A 15761-nucleotide genomic window follows, 5' to 3' on the forward strand; every position below is an offset into this window, starting at 1 on the left:
GCAGATGCTCCTACCTCTTCTTCCACCCACCCCGCTGCCCCGGCATCCCACCGGTCGACTTCGGCGCAGGCCCGAACTCGGGCCCGGACTGCCGCGAGTCCGTCGGCTGGATGATGCGGCTTGTGCTGCCGAACGGCTTTGCCGGCAGCGTCTGTTTCTCACGGTAGGGCAGCGATTCCGGGCCGTGCATCTCGTCGAGATGCGGCTTGTGCACTTTCGAGCCGCTGCCGCGGCCACCGCCGCTGGCCTTCAGCGCGGAGCTCACGGTCTTTTTCTTCATCGCGCTGACGGGGAGGTTCGCGGCGTCGCCGTATTTCTTCGCTCCCGCATAGGCGCCGGCCTTGCCTGCGACGGCGCGCTGCTTGACGGTGGGGTCGTCGACCACCGCGAGCTCGGTGGCGCGCAGGCGCTTGACTTCGTCGCGGAGGCGCGCGGCTTCCTCGAAGTTCAGGTCGGCTGCCGCCTCGCGCATGCGGGTTTCGAGGTCGGCGAGCACGGCTTCAAAATTGTGGCCGATCGAGATGACGTCGTCGGTCATGTCGTGACCACCGACCTCGACCAGCACATGGTCGCGCTCGTAGACAGAGTTGAGGATGTCGCCGATGTTCTTCTTCACGCTCGCCGGCGTGATGCCGTTGGCGGTGTTGTACTCGACCTGCTTCTCGCGGCGCCGGTTGGTCTCGGCGATGGCGCGCTCCATCGAGCCCGTCATCTGGTCAGCATAGAGGATCACCTTGCCATCGACATTGCGCGCGGCGCGGCCGATGGTCTGGATCAGCGAGGTCTCGCTGCGCAAAAAGCCTTCCTTGTCGGCGTCGAGGATCGCGACCAGCGCGCATTCGGGAATGTCGAGGCCTTCGCGCAAGAGGTTGATGCCGACCAGCGCGTCGAAAGCGCCGAGGCGGAGATCCCTGATGATCTCGATGCGCTCGATGGTGTCGATATCGCTGTGCATGTAGCGGACGCGAATGCCCTGCTCATGCAGATATTCGGTGAGATCCTCCGCCATGCGCTTGGTCAGCACTGTTATCAGCGAGCGATAGCCGGCATTCGCCGTGGCGCGGACCTCGCCGACGAGATCGTCGACCTGGGTGCGGGCGGGGCGGATGTCGACGGGCGGATCGATCAAGCCGGTCGGGCGGATGACCTGCTCGACGAACACGCCGCCGCTCTCGTTCAGCTCCCAGCCGCTCGGCGTCGCCGACACAGCGACCGTCTGCGGCCGCATCATGTCCCATTCCTCGAAGCGCAGCGGACGGTTGTCCATGCACGAGGGCAGGCGGAAGCCGTATTCGGCCAGCGTCGCCTTGCGGCGGAAGTCGCCTTTGAACATGGCGCCGATCTGCGGCACCGTGACGTGACTTTCGTCGGCGAACACCAGTGCGTTGTCGGGGACGTATTCGAACAGCGTCGGCGGCGGCTCGCCGGGCAGGCGGCCAGTGAGATAGCGCGAATAGTTCTCGATGCCGGCGCAGCTTCCCGTCGCTTCCATCATCTCGAGGTCGAAGGTGGTGCGCTGCTCCAGCCGCTGCGCCTCTAGCAGGCGTCCCTGGTTGTTCAGCTGGTCGAGCCGCATCTTCAATTCGGATTTGATCGACTTGATCGCCTGCACCAGCGTCGGGCGCGGCGTCACATAGTGCGAATTGGCGTACATCTTGATGAATTCGAGCTCGTCCTGCTTGTGGCCGGTGAGCGGATCGAATTCCTCGATATTCTCGATGGTGTCGCCGAACAAATTCACGCGCCAGGCGCGGTCCTCATAGTGCGCCGGGAAGATGTCGATGACATCGCCGCGCACGCGAAACGTGCCGCGGGTGAAGTCGGCCTGGGTGCGCTTGTACTGGAGCGCGACGAGATCGGCGATCAGCTGGCGCTGGTCGATGCGCTCGCCCTTCTTCAGCGCAAAGGTCATCGCGGTATAAGTCTCGACCGAGCCGATACCGTAGATGCAGGACACCGAGGCGACGATGATGACGTCGTCGCGCTCAAGCAGCGCGCGCGTCGCCGAATGGCGCATGCGGTCGATCTGCTCGTTGATCGATGAGTCCTTTTCGATGTAGGTGTCCGTGCGCGGGACATAGGCTTCCGGCTGGTAGTAGTCGTAATAGCTGACGAAATACTCGACCGCGTTGTCGGGGAAGAAGCTCTTGAACTCGCCGTAGAGCTGGGCGGCCAGGGTCTTGTTCGGCGCCAGGATGATGGCCGGGCGCTGCGTCGCCTCGATCACCTTGGCCATGGTGTAGGTCTTGCCCGAGCCGGTGACGCCGAGCAGCACCTGCGAACGGTCGTTGCGCTGGACGCCCTCGACCAGCTCGGCGATCGCGGTCGGCTGGTCGCCGCGCGGCTCGTATTCCGACTTGATCTCGAAGCGCACGCCGCCCTCGGACTTTTCCGGGCGCGGCGGGCGATGCGGTGTCCAGACTTTCGTGGAGCCGTCATCCCTGCGGAACTCGGGCCGGCCCTCGCGGATCAGCGATTCCAGCGCTTCCGCGGTCGCTTTGACGCCGAGCGCCTCCATCTTGTTGCGCGGCGGACGCGCCAGCGCCTCGGCGTCGTCCTCCTCGGTGGGAAGGCCGAGCTGGCGGGCCAGTTCCGGATCGAGCGTCGGGATGGTGGCCGCGGTTCCGTAGTTGGCCTGCGGCGCCTCGTCAAATCCGCTGACGTCTCCGCTCCCTCCCCCTTGGTGGGGGAGGGCTGGAGAGAGGGGTGAGCCACGAGTCGCGCTGGCCGATGCGTTATCCTGCGGAAACTCCTTCGGCGTCGAGGCGCGCGCCCGATGCGCGGCGGCCTCGCCCCCGGCGCGGCGGTCGCGCGAATTGTCCGGCGGCGGCTGCAGGCCGGTGCCCGATCCCAGCCCGGCATCGCCGCGATTGATCGCGGGATTGAGCAATTCGGCCAGCGCCGGCCCGATCGGCTGCACGTCGGGGCGGTGCGCCTTCGAGTGAGGTGCCTTGGATCTGGGGGATTTTGGGGGAGCAGGTTTCTTCGCCATGCCCCGAATATGGGACGAGTCCGCCGCCCAGAAAAGGGAGAATGCTCATCCGTGCAGAGGCTGCTGACAGCAGGTTGGCAGCAGGATGCTGCGTCAAGCCGCGCTCTCCCCGCAGAGCGAGGAGAGCCAGCCCGATAGTGGGCTAGTTTGCCACCATCGCATGATCGGCGAGGTTTACCGTCACCATGTCATAGCGCGATTGCGCCAGCGTTCGTACGCCGACCTGGTGGAAGCCGATCTTGAGCTCCTCCTTGTCGACATGGATGCGCAGATAGCCGTAGTTCTGGTCGTCATACTTCTCGAGCAGCAGCTGCTTGGCCCATGCCGGCTTGTGCTTGCCCTCGAGATAGCCGACGTCGGAGCCGGCATGCGGTTCCTGAGCCGGGTGGCCTCGCGCGGCGCGCACCAGCGGATTGACGTTATGGCCGCCGTCGCCGCAGACGATGAACGGCACGTCGATCTCCTTGCCGCCGAACTCGACGACGCGGGTATAGCGCTGGTAATTATGGGCATGCGCCGACAGGAAGGCATGCGGACAGACGCCTTCGGCGCGGCAGACCGCGTCGATCTGCTGGAGCATCACGGTGCTGGAGCCGTGGTTGCCGCCGGCTCCCCCGCCCGTGCCGCTCGGCGCGTAGCTGAAGGGCGGGTGATGCGTCGCGATCAGAACCGCGCCGTTGTATTTCTCGTCCTTGATCTTCTTGAGCTGGGCGTGGAGGAACTTGATCTGCACGTCGGAGACGTCGTGCCATTTGCCTTCCTGATTGGAGATCACGCCGGGGTCCTCGAGCGCATTGCTGAACAGGCCGATGATCCTGACGAAGGGCGCGTCCAGCGCGAAATAGACCCCGGGCTGGATCATCGCAGTCCGGTGCAGCGAGCCGGCCTCCTGCGTGATCGTGCGGTCCTTGGCGCAGAAATTGCGCTGGAAGGTGGTCAGCGGTTCGTGCCCTTCCTTCGTGCCCGGCACGACGAAGGAATCATGGTTGCCGGGGATCGCGAAGATCGGTGCGGGATAGTTCCGGAAGGGTTCGTAGAACTGATCGTAGTAGTATTGCGCCTCGCCGAAATTGTAGACGACGTCGCCGAGATGGAACAGGAAGGCAGGCTGGTTGCCTCCCGATGACGACGCGGCGTCCAGCGTCACCTGGTCGGCGACATGCAGCTCGTTGGCAAATCTGCGCACGTCCGACGCGCCGGAATCGCCGAGCGCATGAAAGATGATCTTGCCGGCATCCTGGATCATCTTGATGACCTGCGGCCCGTGGCTTCCATAGGCGTCCGAGAGCGGAAGCACGGTATTGTCAGCGGCTCGCGACGGTGGAATCGCGACGACATCCTTCGTCAATAGGTCCTGGATCTGGGAGTAAAGTGCCGAATCGCTCGGATGGGAGGTGGAGAAACCGTTGGGGTCTGGCAGTTTCCCAGTCTCACCGAAAACGGGTTCGTGAAAAATCGGATCAGGAAGATGGGAATGAGCGCGTCGGGCCATTGGACGACCTCCTGTCTGGAAAGCCGCAATGGTATTGTGTTTTTGTTACAACCTTAAGAAGACGGTTGCCTGATTTTCACCAGGGGTTTCCGCCCGATCGTGCCACCACGGCAGGGCCGGTCGCGTCTCACGCCGGCAGCGGTCCTTCGCCGTCCACGACCGTCAGGCGCGGCTCGAGGATGTCGAGATGGATCCCGCCGCAATCGGTGCAGCGCATGGTCCAGTACTCGCAGCCGGCGTGGCCGCCGATCACACGGAGCACCGTGAGATCGCCGTCACATTCCGGGCATATCGCGAGTACCTTGCGCGAATAGATCTTCGGCCGCTGAGCGTCTTCGACGTCGATGACTGACATGAACCGGTGTCCCCTGTTGCGCCAAGCTGTTGCTCGATAGGTCTATTCGTCGTCGATGTCGTCAGTGCGCCGGCGGAAGCGATCGATGTGATGCTTGGCGTCCGCGATCGCAGCATCGGGATCTGGCCAGGCGAAGCCGACTTCCATGGCCGGAAACAGCACGCCGTCGATGGCAACCGGGCTGAAATCGGCGCGCCGGATCCGGGCGTGCCACAGTCCCTTGCCAGCTTCGAAGGATTCGATGTCAAAGCCGTCGTAAATGGTCGTCATTGGTGGTCCCCAAATCCTCTCTTGTCGGAGGGTGAGAGGACCACGTTTGCGGATTTCGAAATGTGAAGCCGTTCACAAGCGGCCGGCTTTTTCACCCGAAAGGGTGATGGGCCAGAGCGTTTTCGAGCGAAGTGGATACCGGTTCGCGTAAGGAAAGCGCGTCAAAACAAGAATCTAGCCCCGTCCGGCGCGCCCGGACCGTCGCGGCCGGGCCGCGGGTTCCGCAGCAGCCCGCATGATCCAGCGGCGGAACGCGGCAAAATCGCGCTGTTCGGTCTGAAAACTGCGGTAGAGCAGGTACCAACGCATGCCCTTGGGCACCGAGAGGTCGAACGGCGCGATCAGGCGTCCGGCGGCCAGGTCGTCGTCGATATAGGGCCGGATGCCCATGGCGATGCCGAGCCCGTCGGCGGCGGCCTGGAGCGCCTGGCCGTAGAACTGGAACTCCGGCCCGCGCGCGTTGATCCGGGTGAGGCCGGCGGCCTTGAGCCAGAGCGGCCAGTCTTCGGTCGAATGCGTGACGCGGATCAGGCTGGGGCCTTTGAGATCGGCCGGGCGTTTCAGGCCGGAGGCGAGACGGGGCACGCAGACCGGCGTCAGGTCGCCGGCGAACAGCGGCTCGGCGACGAGCCCCGGCCAGTCGCCGGTGCCGAGTTTGATGCCGCAGCTCCAATCCTCGCCAAATGGGACTTCGGCGCCGCCGGTGGTGAAGCGCACCTCGATGTCGGGCTCCTCGCTGCGAAACTCCGACAGCCGCGGGATCAGCCAGCGCATCGCAAAGGTGTGGCCGACGCCGATCGTGAGCACGCGGACGCTGGAGGGCGCCGTCACTTGCGCGGTGAGGCTTGCGAGCGCGTCGAAGATCGGCGTCAGACCGCTTTGATAGGCGCGGCCTGCCTGCGTCAGCACGAGCTTGTTGGCCTTGCGCTCGAACAGCGCGACGCCGAGCCGCTCTTCCAGCAGATGCACCATGCGGCTGACGGCGGCCGCCGACACGCTCAGCTCGATGCCGGCCGCGGCAAAGCTGCCGGTCCGCGCCGCCGCCTCGAATGCCTTGATGCCGTTGAGAAAGAGCAGCCGCCGCAAACCAAGGACCCTCAGGAAAGCTGATGCCAGGCCAAGATAACTCAGTTTGCGAAGGAGGGGCAAGCGAGGCACAAACATCAGCGTAATTCATGCTGATTTGTCGAAGCGGAGGCTGCCTCTTCGCCTCTCCCCGCTTGCGGGGAGAGGCCGGAATCCAAGCGCAGCTTGGAGTCCGGGTGAGGGGGACTCTCCGCGAGTCCAACTGCCGCCGTGACTGCGGAACCCCACCCTCTCCCCGTAAGAACGGGGCGAGGGAGTGAAACAGTCTGCGTCCCTTACTCGCCTGCCGCCACCGGAGACTCTCGTGACGCCCATCATGATCGCTGCCCTTGGATTGCTGATGGTCGCCACCGCGTTCCTGTCGGGGCTGTTCGGCATGGCGGGCGGGCTGGTCCTGATCGGGGTGCTGCTCGCCCTGATGCCGCTGCCGACCGCGATGGTGCTGCATGCGATCACGCAGATGGCCTCGAACGGCTGGCGCGCCCTGCTGTGGCGCGCGCATATCCGCTGGCGGCCGGTCGCGAACTATATGGTCGGCGCTGCCATCGCGCTGGCGGCCTGGTCGCTCACCCGCTACGTGCCGGACAAGCCGACGGCGCTCCTGATGCTCGGTGCCACGCCGTTCATGGCACGGCTGCTGCCCACTAATATCAAGCCCGATCCGGACCGCCTCTGGCAGGGCACCGTCTATGGCACGATCTGCATGGGCCTGATGCTGATGACCGGCGTCTCCGGCCCGTTGCTCGACACCTTCTTCCTCGGCGGCGATTTCGGCCGCCGCGAGAAGGTCGCGACCAAGGCGATGTGTCAGGTCGTCAGCCATTTCACAAAACTGATCTATTTCGGCGGCGTCATCGACCAGGCCGCCACGCTCGATCCCGTGCTCGCCGGCGTCGCGATCGCAGCCTCGATGCTCGGCACCACGCTGGCGCGGCGCCTGCTCGAGGCCATGACCGACCAGCAATTCATCGCCTGGTCGAACAAGCTGATCACCACCATCGCCTGCTACTACATCGCCTATGGCGGCTGGCTGCTGGTTCGTACGCCGGTACTGGCTGCCTTCGACAAGGGAGGTTTGCAATGAGCGAGACGGCCGACCCGCTGGTGCTGGACTTCGTCGAATGGATCGCGCGCGAGCCGCGCGCCTATGCCGAGGTGATCTCGACCTGGAAAACCTCGTGCCCGCGCCTCACCATCTGGGAGGACGCCGCCGATCGCGGCTTCGTTGCGCGCGAGACGCTGCCCGGCATCGGCCTGATCATCGCGGTGACGGAAGACGGCGAAAGGCTGCTGCGAACCAACGGGCGGTAGCGCCACAACGTCATTGCGAGCGCCAGCGAAGCAATCCAGAATGTCTCCGCAGCGGCGGACTGGATTGCTTCCGCCTCCGCTAAGGCTTCGGCGGACAAGTCGCTGCGCTCGCAATGACGGAACACCAATATGTCGCTCAAACTCTACGAACTCGTCGGCACCGATACCTCACGTCCATTCAGCCCCTATTGCTGGCGCACGCGGATGGCGCTGGCGCACAAGGGGCTGACGGCAGAATCGCTGCCCTGGCGTTTCACCGAGAAGAGCACGATCGCCCCGCATGGCTCGGAAAAGGTTCCGGTGCTCTTGCATCACGACAAGCCGGTGGTGGATTCCTGGGCGATCGCGAATTATCTCGAAGACAATTTTCCGGATCGCTCCTCGCTGTTCGGCGGCGAGGGCGGTCGTGCCATGGCGCGCATGCTGAACGCGTGGGGCGACATCGCCATCGTCGGCGGTATCTTTCCGCTGATCATTGCCGACATTCCCAAGAACCTGGCCGAGGTCGATGCCGCCTATTTCCGCCAGTCGCGCGAGGCGCGTTTCGGCGGCAAGAGCCTCGAAGAGATCATGGCGAGCCGCGACAGCAGCGTGGTCGCATTCCGCAAATCGCTGGAGGTGCTGCGGCAGACTCTAAAGAAGCAACCCTTCATCGGCGGCAGTGCGCCGAACTATGCCGACTACATCGCGTTCGGCGGTTTCCAGTGGGCGCGTGTGGTGAGCCCGTTCAAGCTGCTCGAGGCCGATGATCCCGTTTATGCCTGGCGCGAAAAGCTGCTCGATGCGTTCGACGGCATGGCGCGGACATCGCCGGGGTATCCAGTCTGACCTTCGTAGCCCGGATGGAGCGAAGCGTAGTCCGGGATTCGTGCCACAAGCGATGACGGCCCCGGATTACGCTTGCGCTCCATCCGGGCTACGCGCTGCCTCCGCCGCCTTCCGCAAACACTCGCGGCACAGGCAATCCTCGCCCTTGACCGGCATCGGCAGCTTTGCCGTCTCCTCGGCGCACCAGCACTTGCCGGAGAGATCGCAGCCGAACTCGGTGCCGCAGCGGGAACAGGCGAGGCGGCGCGGGGCTGGTTGCGGATGCGTGATTTCTTGCGGATTTGTCATGATTTACGCAAAAGCTTTGCCGTCATTTTCATGTCGGGTTCATCTCCGGCTGCGGTATATTAGGCGCCGCGTACAGACCAGGGAAGCGGTTGGCACCGTGCGGAGGACAAATCGATGGCCCGCGATTCGCAAGCCGCCCTCGTCGCGCTGAACCGCTTCGGCTTCGGCGCCCGAGGCGGGGCCTCCGGCGATCTCATCAATGCGGCCTCCGATCCCCGAGGCTTCGTGAAGGCGGAACTGGCGCGTCCCTTTGGCGTGCTGCTGGAGGCGCCGGGCCTGCAATCGACGCCGCAGCTCGGCCAGGCTGTGTTCGCCTATCAGGACCAGGTCAAGCAGGCGCGCGAGGCGGCGGCAAAGGCCGGCACGCCGACCGAGGCGCCGGCGCCGCAACCGCCGGCTGACCAGAAGCCCGACAATCAATTGCGGCGCAATCTCTCGCTCAACACGGTGGCGATCGAGATCGGCGGTCAGATGGCCGAGACGAAGTCGGCCGACAAGGCGGCAAAGCCTGACAGCATGCAGCCCAGTGCCACCGCGCCAGCCGCTGCAAAGCAGGCGCCGCAGCCTCTCAACGTGATCCAGAAGACCTTTCGCGCCGAGGCACTGGCGCGGCTGCAGCGCGCGATGATGGTCGATTGCGGCTTCACCGAGCGCCTGGTCGTGTTCTGGTCCAATCATTTCTGCATCTCCGCGGGCAAGGGCGAGCTGGCGCGGATGTGGGCCGGTGCGTTCGAGCGCGAGGCGATCCGCCCGCATGTGCTCGGGCGCTTCGCCGACATGCTGAAGGCGGTCGAGCAGCATCCGGCGATGCTGTTCTTCCTCGACAACCAGCAATCGCTCGGACCGGATTCGCGCGCAGGCCAGAACCGCAAGCGCGGGCTGAACGAAAATCTCGCGCGCGAGATCATGGAGCTGCATACGCTCGGCGTCGGCGGCGGCTATACGCAGGAGGACGTCACCTCGCTCGCGCGGATCATCACGGGATGGACCTTTGCCGGCCGGCAGGGGCAGCTCGGGGCGCCCGGCTCGTTCGTCTTTAATGTCAACGCACACCAGCCCGGGCCGCAATTGTTGCTCGGCAAGACCTATGAAGCGACGGGCCTGGCGCAGGGCGAAGCCGCGCTCGCCGACATCGCGCGCCATCCCTCGACCGCGAATTTCATCGCCACAAAATTCGTCCGCCATTTTGTCGCCGACGATCCGCCGCCGGCGCTTGTGGCGCGGTTGCGCGATGTCTTCGTCAGGACCGATGGTGATCTGAAGGCGCTTGCCACGGCTTTGGTCGATTCCAATGAGGCCTGGCAGGCGCCGCTCACCAAGATGCGCTCGCCTTACGATTTTCTGGTCGCGAGCGGCCGGCTGCTCGCGCGCGTGCCGGAGGACCCCGGTGGTTATCTCGGCAATCTGAACCTGCTCGGCCAACCCTTGTGGACACCGGCCGGCCCGAACGGTTTCCCCGACACGTCTGCGGCCTGGGCCGCTCCTGAGGGCATGAAGCTCCGGCTCGACATTGCCTCGCAGATGGGCGCGCGGCTCGGGCCGAACATCGATCCGCTCGACTTGCTGGAATTCGCTGCGGCCGATGCGGCGTCGACCGAAACGCGGCGAACCATCGAGCGCGCGGAATCGCGCCAGCAGGCGCTGGCACTGCTGCTGATGTCGCCGGAATTGCAGAGGAGATGATGATGATCGACTGCATCGAAAACCGGCTCCTCACATCACGCCGCGGCCTCCTGCTCGGCGGCGCCTCATTCGCGGCCTGGGCTTATCTGCCGAGATTCGCGCGCGCGGCCGACGGGCGCGACCCGCGCCTGGTCGTGGTGATCCTGCGCGGCGCGCTCGACGGGCTCGCGACCGTCGCGCCGATCGGTGACCCCGACTATGCAGGCCTGCACGGCTCGATCGCGCTGACCGCGGATGGCGCGCATCCCGCGCTCATGCTCGACAGCTTCTTCGCGCTGCATCCGTCGATGCCGGAATTTGCGCGGATGTATCGCGCGCAGCATGCCGCGGTGATCCATGCGGTGGCGACGCCGTATCGCGATCGCTCGCATTTCGACGGCCAGGATGTGCTCGAGAGCGGCTATGCCGGCCCGGGCCGCGTGCAATCCGGCTGGCTCAACCGCGCGCTGGAAGCGCTGCCGCGTGGTGAGCGCGTGTCGAGCGGACTTGCGGTCGGCCCGACCACGCCGCTGGTGCTGCGCGGCAACGCGCCGACGGTCGGCTGGGCGCCGGTCGCGCTGCCGCAGGCCGACGACGACACCGCGATGCGGCTCGTCGAACTCTACCGTCATCGCGATCCCGCTTTGGCCTCGGCGCTGTCGCAAGGTCTCCAGCTCGAGAAGGCGGCATCCGGCGACGACATGAAGCCGAAGCCCGGCAATCAAGTTGCGCAGATGCGCCAGGTCGCGCGCGGCGCGGCAAAACTGATGGCCGCCGATGACGGTCCGCGCATCGCCGCGCTTGCCTTCGACGGCTGGGATACGCACGCCAACGAAGGCGGCCCGGTCGGGCGCCTCGCCTTCCTGCTCGGCGGTCTCGACGGCGCGCTCGCCGAATTCGAAAGCGGCCTGGGCGATCGCTGGCGCGACACCGTTGTCGTCGTCGCGACCGAGTTCGGCCGCACCGCGCGGATCAACGGCACCGACGGCACCGATCACGGCACCGGCACCATCGCGCTGCTCGCCGGCGGCGCCGTGAAAGGCGGCCGCGTCATCTCCGACTGGCCCGGCCTCAAGCCCGCCAACCTCTTTGAAGCCCGCGACCTCAAGCCCACCACCGATCTCCGCTCCGTGATCAAGGGCGTGCTGCAGGGACAGTTTGGCCTGTCGGATCAGGTGCTGGCGCAGACCGTGTTTCCGGACAGTGCCAGCGCAAGACCGATGAAGGGACTGGTTACTTAACCTCTCCCCGCTCTTTGCGGGGAGAGGTCGGATTGCGTAGCAATCCGGGTGAGGGGCAGGGCACATGCGTGGACAAGACGAAAAGTCCATTCGACTCGCTCGACGCCTGCGCATCGATCAAACAGATGCGGAGACGGTTCTCTGGAATCGCATTCGCAATCGACGCATCGATGGACACAAGTTCGTCAGGCAAGAGCCGATCATCGGATACATCTGCGACTTCGTATGTCGTGAGAAGCGGATTGTCATTGAAGTCGATGGTGGCCAACACAATGAATCGCGAGCAGATGCTGTTCGTGATGAACGTCTGAGAGAGAAGGGCTACAAGATCCTTCGCTTCTGGAACAACGACGTGCTCGAGAATATCGACGGCGTTCTTATCGTAATTTAGATCGAACTCGCCGAGACAGCCCCTCACCCCACCCTCTCCCGTAAGAACGGGGCGAGGGAGCGAGAGGGTGGTGCGTCCCTTACTCCACGTCCTCCAAGAGTTCGGTGCGTGCCGCGGTCCTAACCTCTCCCCGCTCTTTTGCGGGGAGAGGTCGGATCGCGCAGCGATCCGGGTGAGGGGCGGGGCAAACTGTTGCCAGGAAGACAGTCTATCCGTCTTGCACAACGACCGTGCGCAGGCCACGCACATCGCCTACAATTCGCACCGAACTCGCGGAGACAGCCCCTCACCCCACCCTCTCCCCGTAAGAACGGGGCGAGGGAGTGAGAGAGCGGTGCTTCCGTCACATCAGGAGACCACCCGCATGTACATCGCCATGAATCGCTTCCGCGTCGCCAAGGGATCGGAAGCCGCCTTCGAGCAGGTCTGGGCGTCGCGCGACACCCATCTGGACAAGGTGCCGGGCTTCGTCGAATTCCATCTGCTCAAAGGGCCCGAGCTTGAGGACCACACGCTCTACGCCTCACACACCGTGTGGGCGAACCACGCGGCGTTCGAGGCCTGGACCAAGTCGGAGGCGTTCCGCGCGGCGCATGCGCGCGCTGGCGACAACAAGCCGCTCTATCTCGGTCATCCCCAGTTCGAAGGTTTCGAGGTCAAGCAGACCGTCGGACGCGGCGCGAAGTAGCGCCGCGCCGCAAGGATCAGCCCTTGGTGATCTCATCGATCTCGGCGAGATCGCCCGCGCTGAGCTGCCAGGCGATCGCCTTGACGTTCTGCTCGACCTGCTCGACGCGGGTGGCGCCGGCGATCACACTCGACACCTGCGGACGCGCGGCGAGCCAGGAGAAGGCGAGCTCGAGCATCGAATGGCCGCGGGCCTTCGCAAAGGCCTGGAGCTTCTCGACGATGTCCTCGTTGCGCGGCGTGACGTAGCGGTCGCGCAACGCCGGCGCCTTGCCGAAGCGCGTATCGGCGGGGGCCGCGGCGCCGCGCTGGTACTTGCCGGTGAGCAGGCCGCTCGCGAGCGGGAAGAACGGCAGTAGGCCGAGCTTGTATTCCTGGGCCGCGGGCAGCAGATCCTTCTCGATGTCGCGGACGACGAGGCTGTACTCGTCCTGCGCCGAGACGAAGCGGCTGACGTTCATCGCGCGCGCGGTGAACTCGGCTTCGGCGATACGCCACGCCGGAAAGTTGGAATGGCCGATGTAGCGGACCTTGCCCTCGCGAACGAGATCGTCGAGCGCGCGCAGCGTCTCTTCCATCGGCGTCAGCGGATCGTAATCATGCTGCTGGTAGAGATCGATGTAATCGGTCTTGAGCCGCGTCAGGCTGGCCTCGACCGCATTCATGATGTAGCGGCGCGAGGCGCCCTGCTTGGTGCCGTCGGCCGCCATCGGCTTGGAATATTTGGTGGCCAGCACGATGTCCTTGCGGCGGTCGCCGAGCACGGTGCCGAGCACCGTCTCTGAGCCGCCCTGGCCTGCATAGATGTCGGCGGTGTCGAACAGCGTGATGCCGAGATCGATCGCGCGGTGGATCACCTTGCGCGACGTCTCCAGATCGGTGCGCTGGCCGAAATTATTGCAGCCGAGTCCGACCGCGGACACGCGCAGGCCGGAGCCGCCGAGATTACGAATTTCCATGGGAGATCCTGTCAGAAGAGAGCAGGCGCCCATTGTGACCGCGGTGCACGGCACCGGCAAGCGGCTGGCTGCGTTGCTGCCATGCTGAAAGGAACTGCGGACAAAAAAACGCGGCCCCTGTCAGACGCGGCGACTGACGGGGACCGCTTGGGGCGCTTGATCGGTGACGGGGGGCCTGATCAGACGCAACTGCAACTTAGTCCAGGTGTGTTACGCGCCAGTGACACGCAAAGTTATCCACAGGGGCGTCCACGCCGCAAAAATCAGAAGATCTTGCGATAGACGATGAAGCCGGAGCGTTCCGCGACCTTGTCGTACAGACTCTGCGCCGTAGTGTTGGTCTCGTGTGTCTGCCAGTAGACGCGCGGCGATCCCGCGAGTTTTGCGCGCTCGTAGACGCCATAGATCAGCGCCGAGGCGACGCCCTTGCCGCGAGAAGCCTCGAGCGTGAACAGATCCTGCAAATAGCACGATGGCTCGATCGCCGTGGTGCTGCGATGGAACAGATAGTTCGTCATGCCGAGCAGGCGGCCGTCGCTCTCGGCAACCAGCCCATGCACCGGCTCGTAGGCATCGAAGAAGCGCTGCCACGTTACCTTCGTAATCTCAGGCGCGAGCGCGGTCGGACCGGAGCGGCCGTAGAAGGCATTGTAGCCGTCCCACAGCGACAGCCATTGATCGTAATCCTGCCGAGTGACGGGGCGAATGGTGAGCGACATCTGGGAAATCCGCGATCGTTGAGGCGCCCTTCATACGTGATGATGGGCGCATCGATCAATTGCGATGTCGCGCATCACTCCGCGATGCGCAGATACCGGATCAGATTCCGCCCCGTGGGATCGCGCAGCGCGCGATAATAATCGGCGCGCGCGGGCGCGTCGGTGTGGCGCACGAGGTCGGTCACGGGCGTGTAGCTCAGCATGCGGCCGCCGTCGGGCAGCGCGGTGCAGACGAAACGCAGCACCTCGCCGTTGCGCAAATTGATATTGATCGGCGTGGCGTCGCCGATCCGCACCATCTCCATGCGCTGCGCGATGAAGATGCCGAGCTCGTCCTCCGGCAGCTCGAAGGCACCGGTGTCGCGGCTGTGATACATCAGTGCGATGAAGGGCGGCTTGTCGTCGGCCTTCTCGTCCGGCAGCGCGAAATAATCGCGGAAAGCGCGATTGATGAATTCGGCGCGGGTCTCGGCATCGAGCAGCACGATGCCGATATCGACCTGGTCAAGCGCTGCCGACAGCCGCGCGGCAATGGCGTGGCTCTGGCGCTCGGCTGCAAAGGTGTCGAGCAGTCGCTCGCGCATGAGGCCGGTGATCCCAGCGGTGCCGAAGGCCGCCACCGCGAGGAGCCCGATCAGATCGGCGGCGGCATGGAGGGGCATGGCACGGTGGCCGAGGAAGAACAGTGCGGCGCCGATCACAGCGAGGGCCGCGCTGGTCATGGCGGAGGCGAAGCCCGACAGCGCGCCCGCAAGCGCGACAACACAGACGAACAGCGGCGCAGGCGAGGGAAGGGGAACGGCGCGGTCGAGCACGATCGCCAGCAGTGCGATCGCTGCCGTCAGCACGGGACCGGAAATGGCACGCCATCCGAACCGCATGGGCCTCCCCGTTCCGTCCTGAACGAGACAAGGCCATCAGACTGACCGATGGTTGCGCAAGCGCAATCCGGTTTCGCCCGCGGTGCTTAAGGGGGACTTGCGTGAGCGCCCAAAGCTTTCGGATGATTTTAGACCAAATGCGTATGCCCGATGCGCTGCTGCAGCGCCGGCGCAATCAGTGTCGACGTTCCCGGGCCCTTGCGGGTGCCGACGAAAATCAAAAGCGACGCCGCGACCAGGATGGCCGCGGTCAGGGTGATTGCAACGATGACCACAGGCGATTTCATCATTGTCCTGTCGCGATGCCGGTCGGCGCGGGTCCCGCCGCGCCGGGAAGGCTGGTCCAGGATGAAACGGGGATCAGACCGGCAGGCCCATCGCCATGGTCGCCTTGGTCGACAGCACCGTGAGGGTGACGATCAGGCATAGCGACAGGGCGGCGACGGCGAGCGAGGCCGCGACCGCGTTGGTCAGCCGGGGAGACGAGACGGTATCGGATTGGCCTTGAAAGCCGACCGTGCCGGACGCCCGAATCATGGGTCTAAATCCTTCAACGTGCGAGCGAATCACCCGCGACGCCGAACAACCTCACAATTTCA

General features: G+C 64.9%; 18 protein-coding genes. 7 read left to right on the top strand and 11 right to left on the bottom strand.

Annotated features, from left to right (window positions below; all coding sequences use genetic code 11):
• Window positions 1-10 precede the first annotated feature (10 nt).
• The 5 genes from uvrB to ACLFLU_RS06995 all read right to left on the bottom strand — a co-directional run bounded on the left by uvrB (window position 11) and on the right by ACLFLU_RS06995 (window position 6195).
• A complete protein-coding gene (gene uvrB, locus ACLFLU_RS06975) occupies window positions 11-2992 on the bottom strand; it encodes an excinuclease ABC subunit UvrB (RefSeq protein WP_426411571.1) in 2982 nt (993 codons plus the stop codon).
• 142 nt (window positions 2993-3134) lie between these two features.
• Window positions 3135-4289, bottom strand: a complete 1155-nt coding sequence (locus tag ACLFLU_RS06980; RefSeq protein ID WP_426411572.1) for a metallophosphoesterase family protein — start codon at window positions 4287-4289, stop codon at window positions 3135-3137.
• Between the two features lie 322 nt (window positions 4290-4611).
• Window positions 4612-4839, bottom strand: a complete 228-nt coding sequence (locus ACLFLU_RS06985) for a hypothetical protein (RefSeq protein ID WP_426411573.1) — start codon at window positions 4837-4839, stop codon at window positions 4612-4614.
• A 42-nt stretch (window positions 4840-4881) separates the two neighbouring features.
• Window positions 4882-5109: a hypothetical protein gene (locus tag ACLFLU_RS06990; RefSeq protein WP_426411574.1), complete on the bottom strand. Its 228-nt coding sequence runs from the start codon at window positions 5107-5109 to the stop codon at window positions 4882-4884.
• Between the two features lie 174 nt (window positions 5110-5283).
• Complete coding sequence (locus tag ACLFLU_RS06995) at window positions 5284-6195, bottom strand: LysR substrate-binding domain-containing protein (RefSeq protein WP_426411575.1); 912 nt, start codon at window positions 6193-6195, stop codon at window positions 5284-5286.
• 304 nt (window positions 6196-6499) lie between these two features.
• On the opposite strand from ACLFLU_RS06995, the gene ACLFLU_RS07000 reads away from it, so the two are divergent.
• From ACLFLU_RS07000 to ACLFLU_RS07010, 3 genes are all read left to right on the top strand, one after another.
• Window positions 6500-7279, top strand: coding sequence for a TSUP family transporter (locus ACLFLU_RS07000; RefSeq protein ID WP_426411576.1), 780 nt, complete (start codon window positions 6500-6502; stop codon window positions 7277-7279).
• Window positions 7276-7506 carry a hypothetical protein gene (locus tag ACLFLU_RS07005; protein WP_148777692.1) on the top strand — a complete coding sequence of 77 codons (231 nt, stop codon included), beginning with the start codon at window positions 7276-7278 and terminating at the stop codon, window positions 7504-7506. The genes ACLFLU_RS07000 and ACLFLU_RS07005 overlap by 4 nt, the downstream gene beginning before the upstream one ends.
• Window positions 7507-7635: 129 nt before the next feature.
• Complete coding sequence (locus ACLFLU_RS07010) at window positions 7636-8334, top strand: glutathione S-transferase family protein (RefSeq protein WP_426411577.1); 699 nt, start codon at window positions 7636-7638, stop codon at window positions 8332-8334.
• A 66-nt stretch (window positions 8335-8400) separates the two neighbouring features.
• Here ACLFLU_RS07010 and ACLFLU_RS07015 read toward each other — a convergent pair whose 3' ends face one another.
• On the bottom strand, window positions 8401-8622 hold the full coding sequence (locus ACLFLU_RS07015) for a cysteine-rich CWC family protein (RefSeq protein WP_426411578.1): 222 nt from the start codon (window positions 8620-8622) through the stop codon (window positions 8401-8403).
• A 114-nt stretch (window positions 8623-8736) separates the two neighbouring features.
• Here ACLFLU_RS07015 and ACLFLU_RS07020 point away from each other — a divergent pair, with 114 nt between their 5' ends.
• The 4 genes from ACLFLU_RS07020 (at window position 8737) to ACLFLU_RS07035 (ending at window position 12604) form a co-directional block, all read left to right on the top strand.
• Window positions 8737-10305: a DUF1800 domain-containing protein gene (locus ACLFLU_RS07020; RefSeq protein WP_426411579.1), complete on the top strand. Its 1569-nt coding sequence runs from the start codon at window positions 8737-8739 to the stop codon at window positions 10303-10305.
• A gap of 2 nt (window positions 10306-10307) precedes the next feature.
• Window positions 10308-11525 carry a DUF1501 domain-containing protein gene (locus ACLFLU_RS07025; protein WP_426411580.1) on the top strand — a complete coding sequence of 406 codons (1218 nt, stop codon included), beginning with the start codon at window positions 10308-10310 and terminating at the stop codon, window positions 11523-11525.
• 64 nt (window positions 11526-11589) lie between these two features.
• Window positions 11590-11916 (top strand): endonuclease domain-containing protein, encoded by a 327-nt coding sequence (locus ACLFLU_RS07030; protein ID WP_426411581.1) that lies wholly within the window; start codon window positions 11590-11592, stop codon window positions 11914-11916.
• 364 nt (window positions 11917-12280) lie between these two features.
• On the top strand, window positions 12281-12604 hold the full coding sequence (locus ACLFLU_RS07035; RefSeq protein WP_426411582.1) for an antibiotic biosynthesis monooxygenase family protein: 324 nt from the start codon (window positions 12281-12283) through the stop codon (window positions 12602-12604).
• 16 nt (window positions 12605-12620) lie between these two features.
• Here ACLFLU_RS07035 and ACLFLU_RS07040 read toward each other — a convergent pair whose 3' ends face one another.
• The 5 genes from ACLFLU_RS07040 to ACLFLU_RS07060 form a co-directional block, all read right to left on the bottom strand.
• Window positions 12621-13562 (bottom strand): aldo/keto reductase, encoded by a 942-nt coding sequence (locus ACLFLU_RS07040; protein ID WP_426411583.1) that lies wholly within the window; start codon window positions 13560-13562, stop codon window positions 12621-12623.
• Between the two features lie 263 nt (window positions 13563-13825).
• Complete coding sequence (locus ACLFLU_RS07045; protein ID WP_426411584.1) at window positions 13826-14281, bottom strand: N-acetyltransferase family protein; 456 nt, start codon at window positions 14279-14281, stop codon at window positions 13826-13828.
• Between the two features lie 74 nt (window positions 14282-14355).
• Entirely contained in the window at window positions 14356-15162 is an 807-nt protein-coding gene (locus ACLFLU_RS07050; protein WP_426411585.1) for a PAS-domain containing protein, read from the bottom strand.
• A gap of 128 nt (window positions 15163-15290) precedes the next feature.
• Window positions 15291-15452, bottom strand: coding sequence for a hypothetical protein (locus ACLFLU_RS07055; protein WP_426414236.1), 162 nt, complete (start codon window positions 15450-15452; stop codon window positions 15291-15293).
• 70 nt (window positions 15453-15522) lie between these two features.
• Window positions 15523-15699, bottom strand: coding sequence for a hypothetical protein (locus ACLFLU_RS07060; protein WP_426411586.1), 177 nt, complete (start codon window positions 15697-15699; stop codon window positions 15523-15525).
• Between the last annotated feature and the right edge of the window lie 62 nt (window positions 15700-15761).

The organism is Bradyrhizobium ganzhouense (assembly GCF_049949285.1).
Taxonomy (GTDB): domain Bacteria; phylum Pseudomonadota; class Alphaproteobacteria; order Rhizobiales; family Xanthobacteraceae; genus Bradyrhizobium; species Bradyrhizobium ganzhouense.

What these genes read in the sequence shown, in the direction of transcription:
- uvrB (WP_426411571.1), bottom strand. Translation starts at nt 2,992, where the DNA reads ATGGCGAAGAAACCTGCTCCCCCAAAATCCCCCAGATCCAAGGCACCT.
- ACLFLU_RS06985 (WP_426411573.1), bottom strand. Translation starts at nt 4,839, where the DNA reads ATGTCAGTCATCGACGTCGAAGACGCTCAGCGGCCGAAGATCTATTCG.
- ACLFLU_RS06990 (WP_426411574.1), bottom strand. Translation starts at nt 5,109, where the DNA reads ATGACGACCATTTACGACGGCTTTGACATCGAATCCTTCGAAGCTGGC.
- ACLFLU_RS07005 (WP_148777692.1), top strand. Translation starts at nt 7,276, where the DNA reads ATGAGCGAGACGGCCGACCCGCTGGTGCTGGACTTCGTCGAATGGATC.
- ACLFLU_RS07010 (WP_426411577.1), top strand. Translation starts at nt 7,636, where the DNA reads ATGTCGCTCAAACTCTACGAACTCGTCGGCACCGATACCTCACGTCCA.
- ACLFLU_RS07015 (WP_426411578.1), bottom strand. Translation starts at nt 8,622, where the DNA reads ATGACAAATCCGCAAGAAATCACGCATCCGCAACCAGCCCCGCGCCGC.
- ACLFLU_RS07020 (WP_426411579.1), top strand. Translation starts at nt 8,737, where the DNA reads ATGGCCCGCGATTCGCAAGCCGCCCTCGTCGCGCTGAACCGCTTCGGC.
- ACLFLU_RS07025 (WP_426411580.1), top strand. Translation starts at nt 10,308, where the DNA reads ATGATCGACTGCATCGAAAACCGGCTCCTCACATCACGCCGCGGCCTC.
- ACLFLU_RS07030 (WP_426411581.1), top strand. Translation starts at nt 11,590, where the DNA reads ATGCGTGGACAAGACGAAAAGTCCATTCGACTCGCTCGACGCCTGCGC.
- ACLFLU_RS07035 (WP_426411582.1), top strand. Translation starts at nt 12,281, where the DNA reads ATGTACATCGCCATGAATCGCTTCCGCGTCGCCAAGGGATCGGAAGCC.
- ACLFLU_RS07040 (WP_426411583.1), bottom strand. Translation starts at nt 13,562, where the DNA reads ATGGAAATTCGTAATCTCGGCGGCTCCGGCCTGCGCGTGTCCGCGGTC.
- ACLFLU_RS07045 (WP_426411584.1), bottom strand. Translation starts at nt 14,281, where the DNA reads ATGTCGCTCACCATTCGCCCCGTCACTCGGCAGGATTACGATCAATGG.
- ACLFLU_RS07050 (WP_426411585.1), bottom strand. Translation starts at nt 15,162, where the DNA reads ATGCGGTTCGGATGGCGTGCCATTTCCGGTCCCGTGCTGACGGCAGCG.
- ACLFLU_RS07055 (WP_426414236.1), bottom strand. Translation starts at nt 15,452, where the DNA reads ATGATGAAATCGCCTGTGGTCATCGTTGCAATCACCCTGACCGCGGCC.
- ACLFLU_RS07060 (WP_426411586.1), bottom strand. Translation starts at nt 15,699, where the DNA reads ATGATTCGGGCGTCCGGCACGGTCGGCTTTCAAGGCCAATCCGATACC.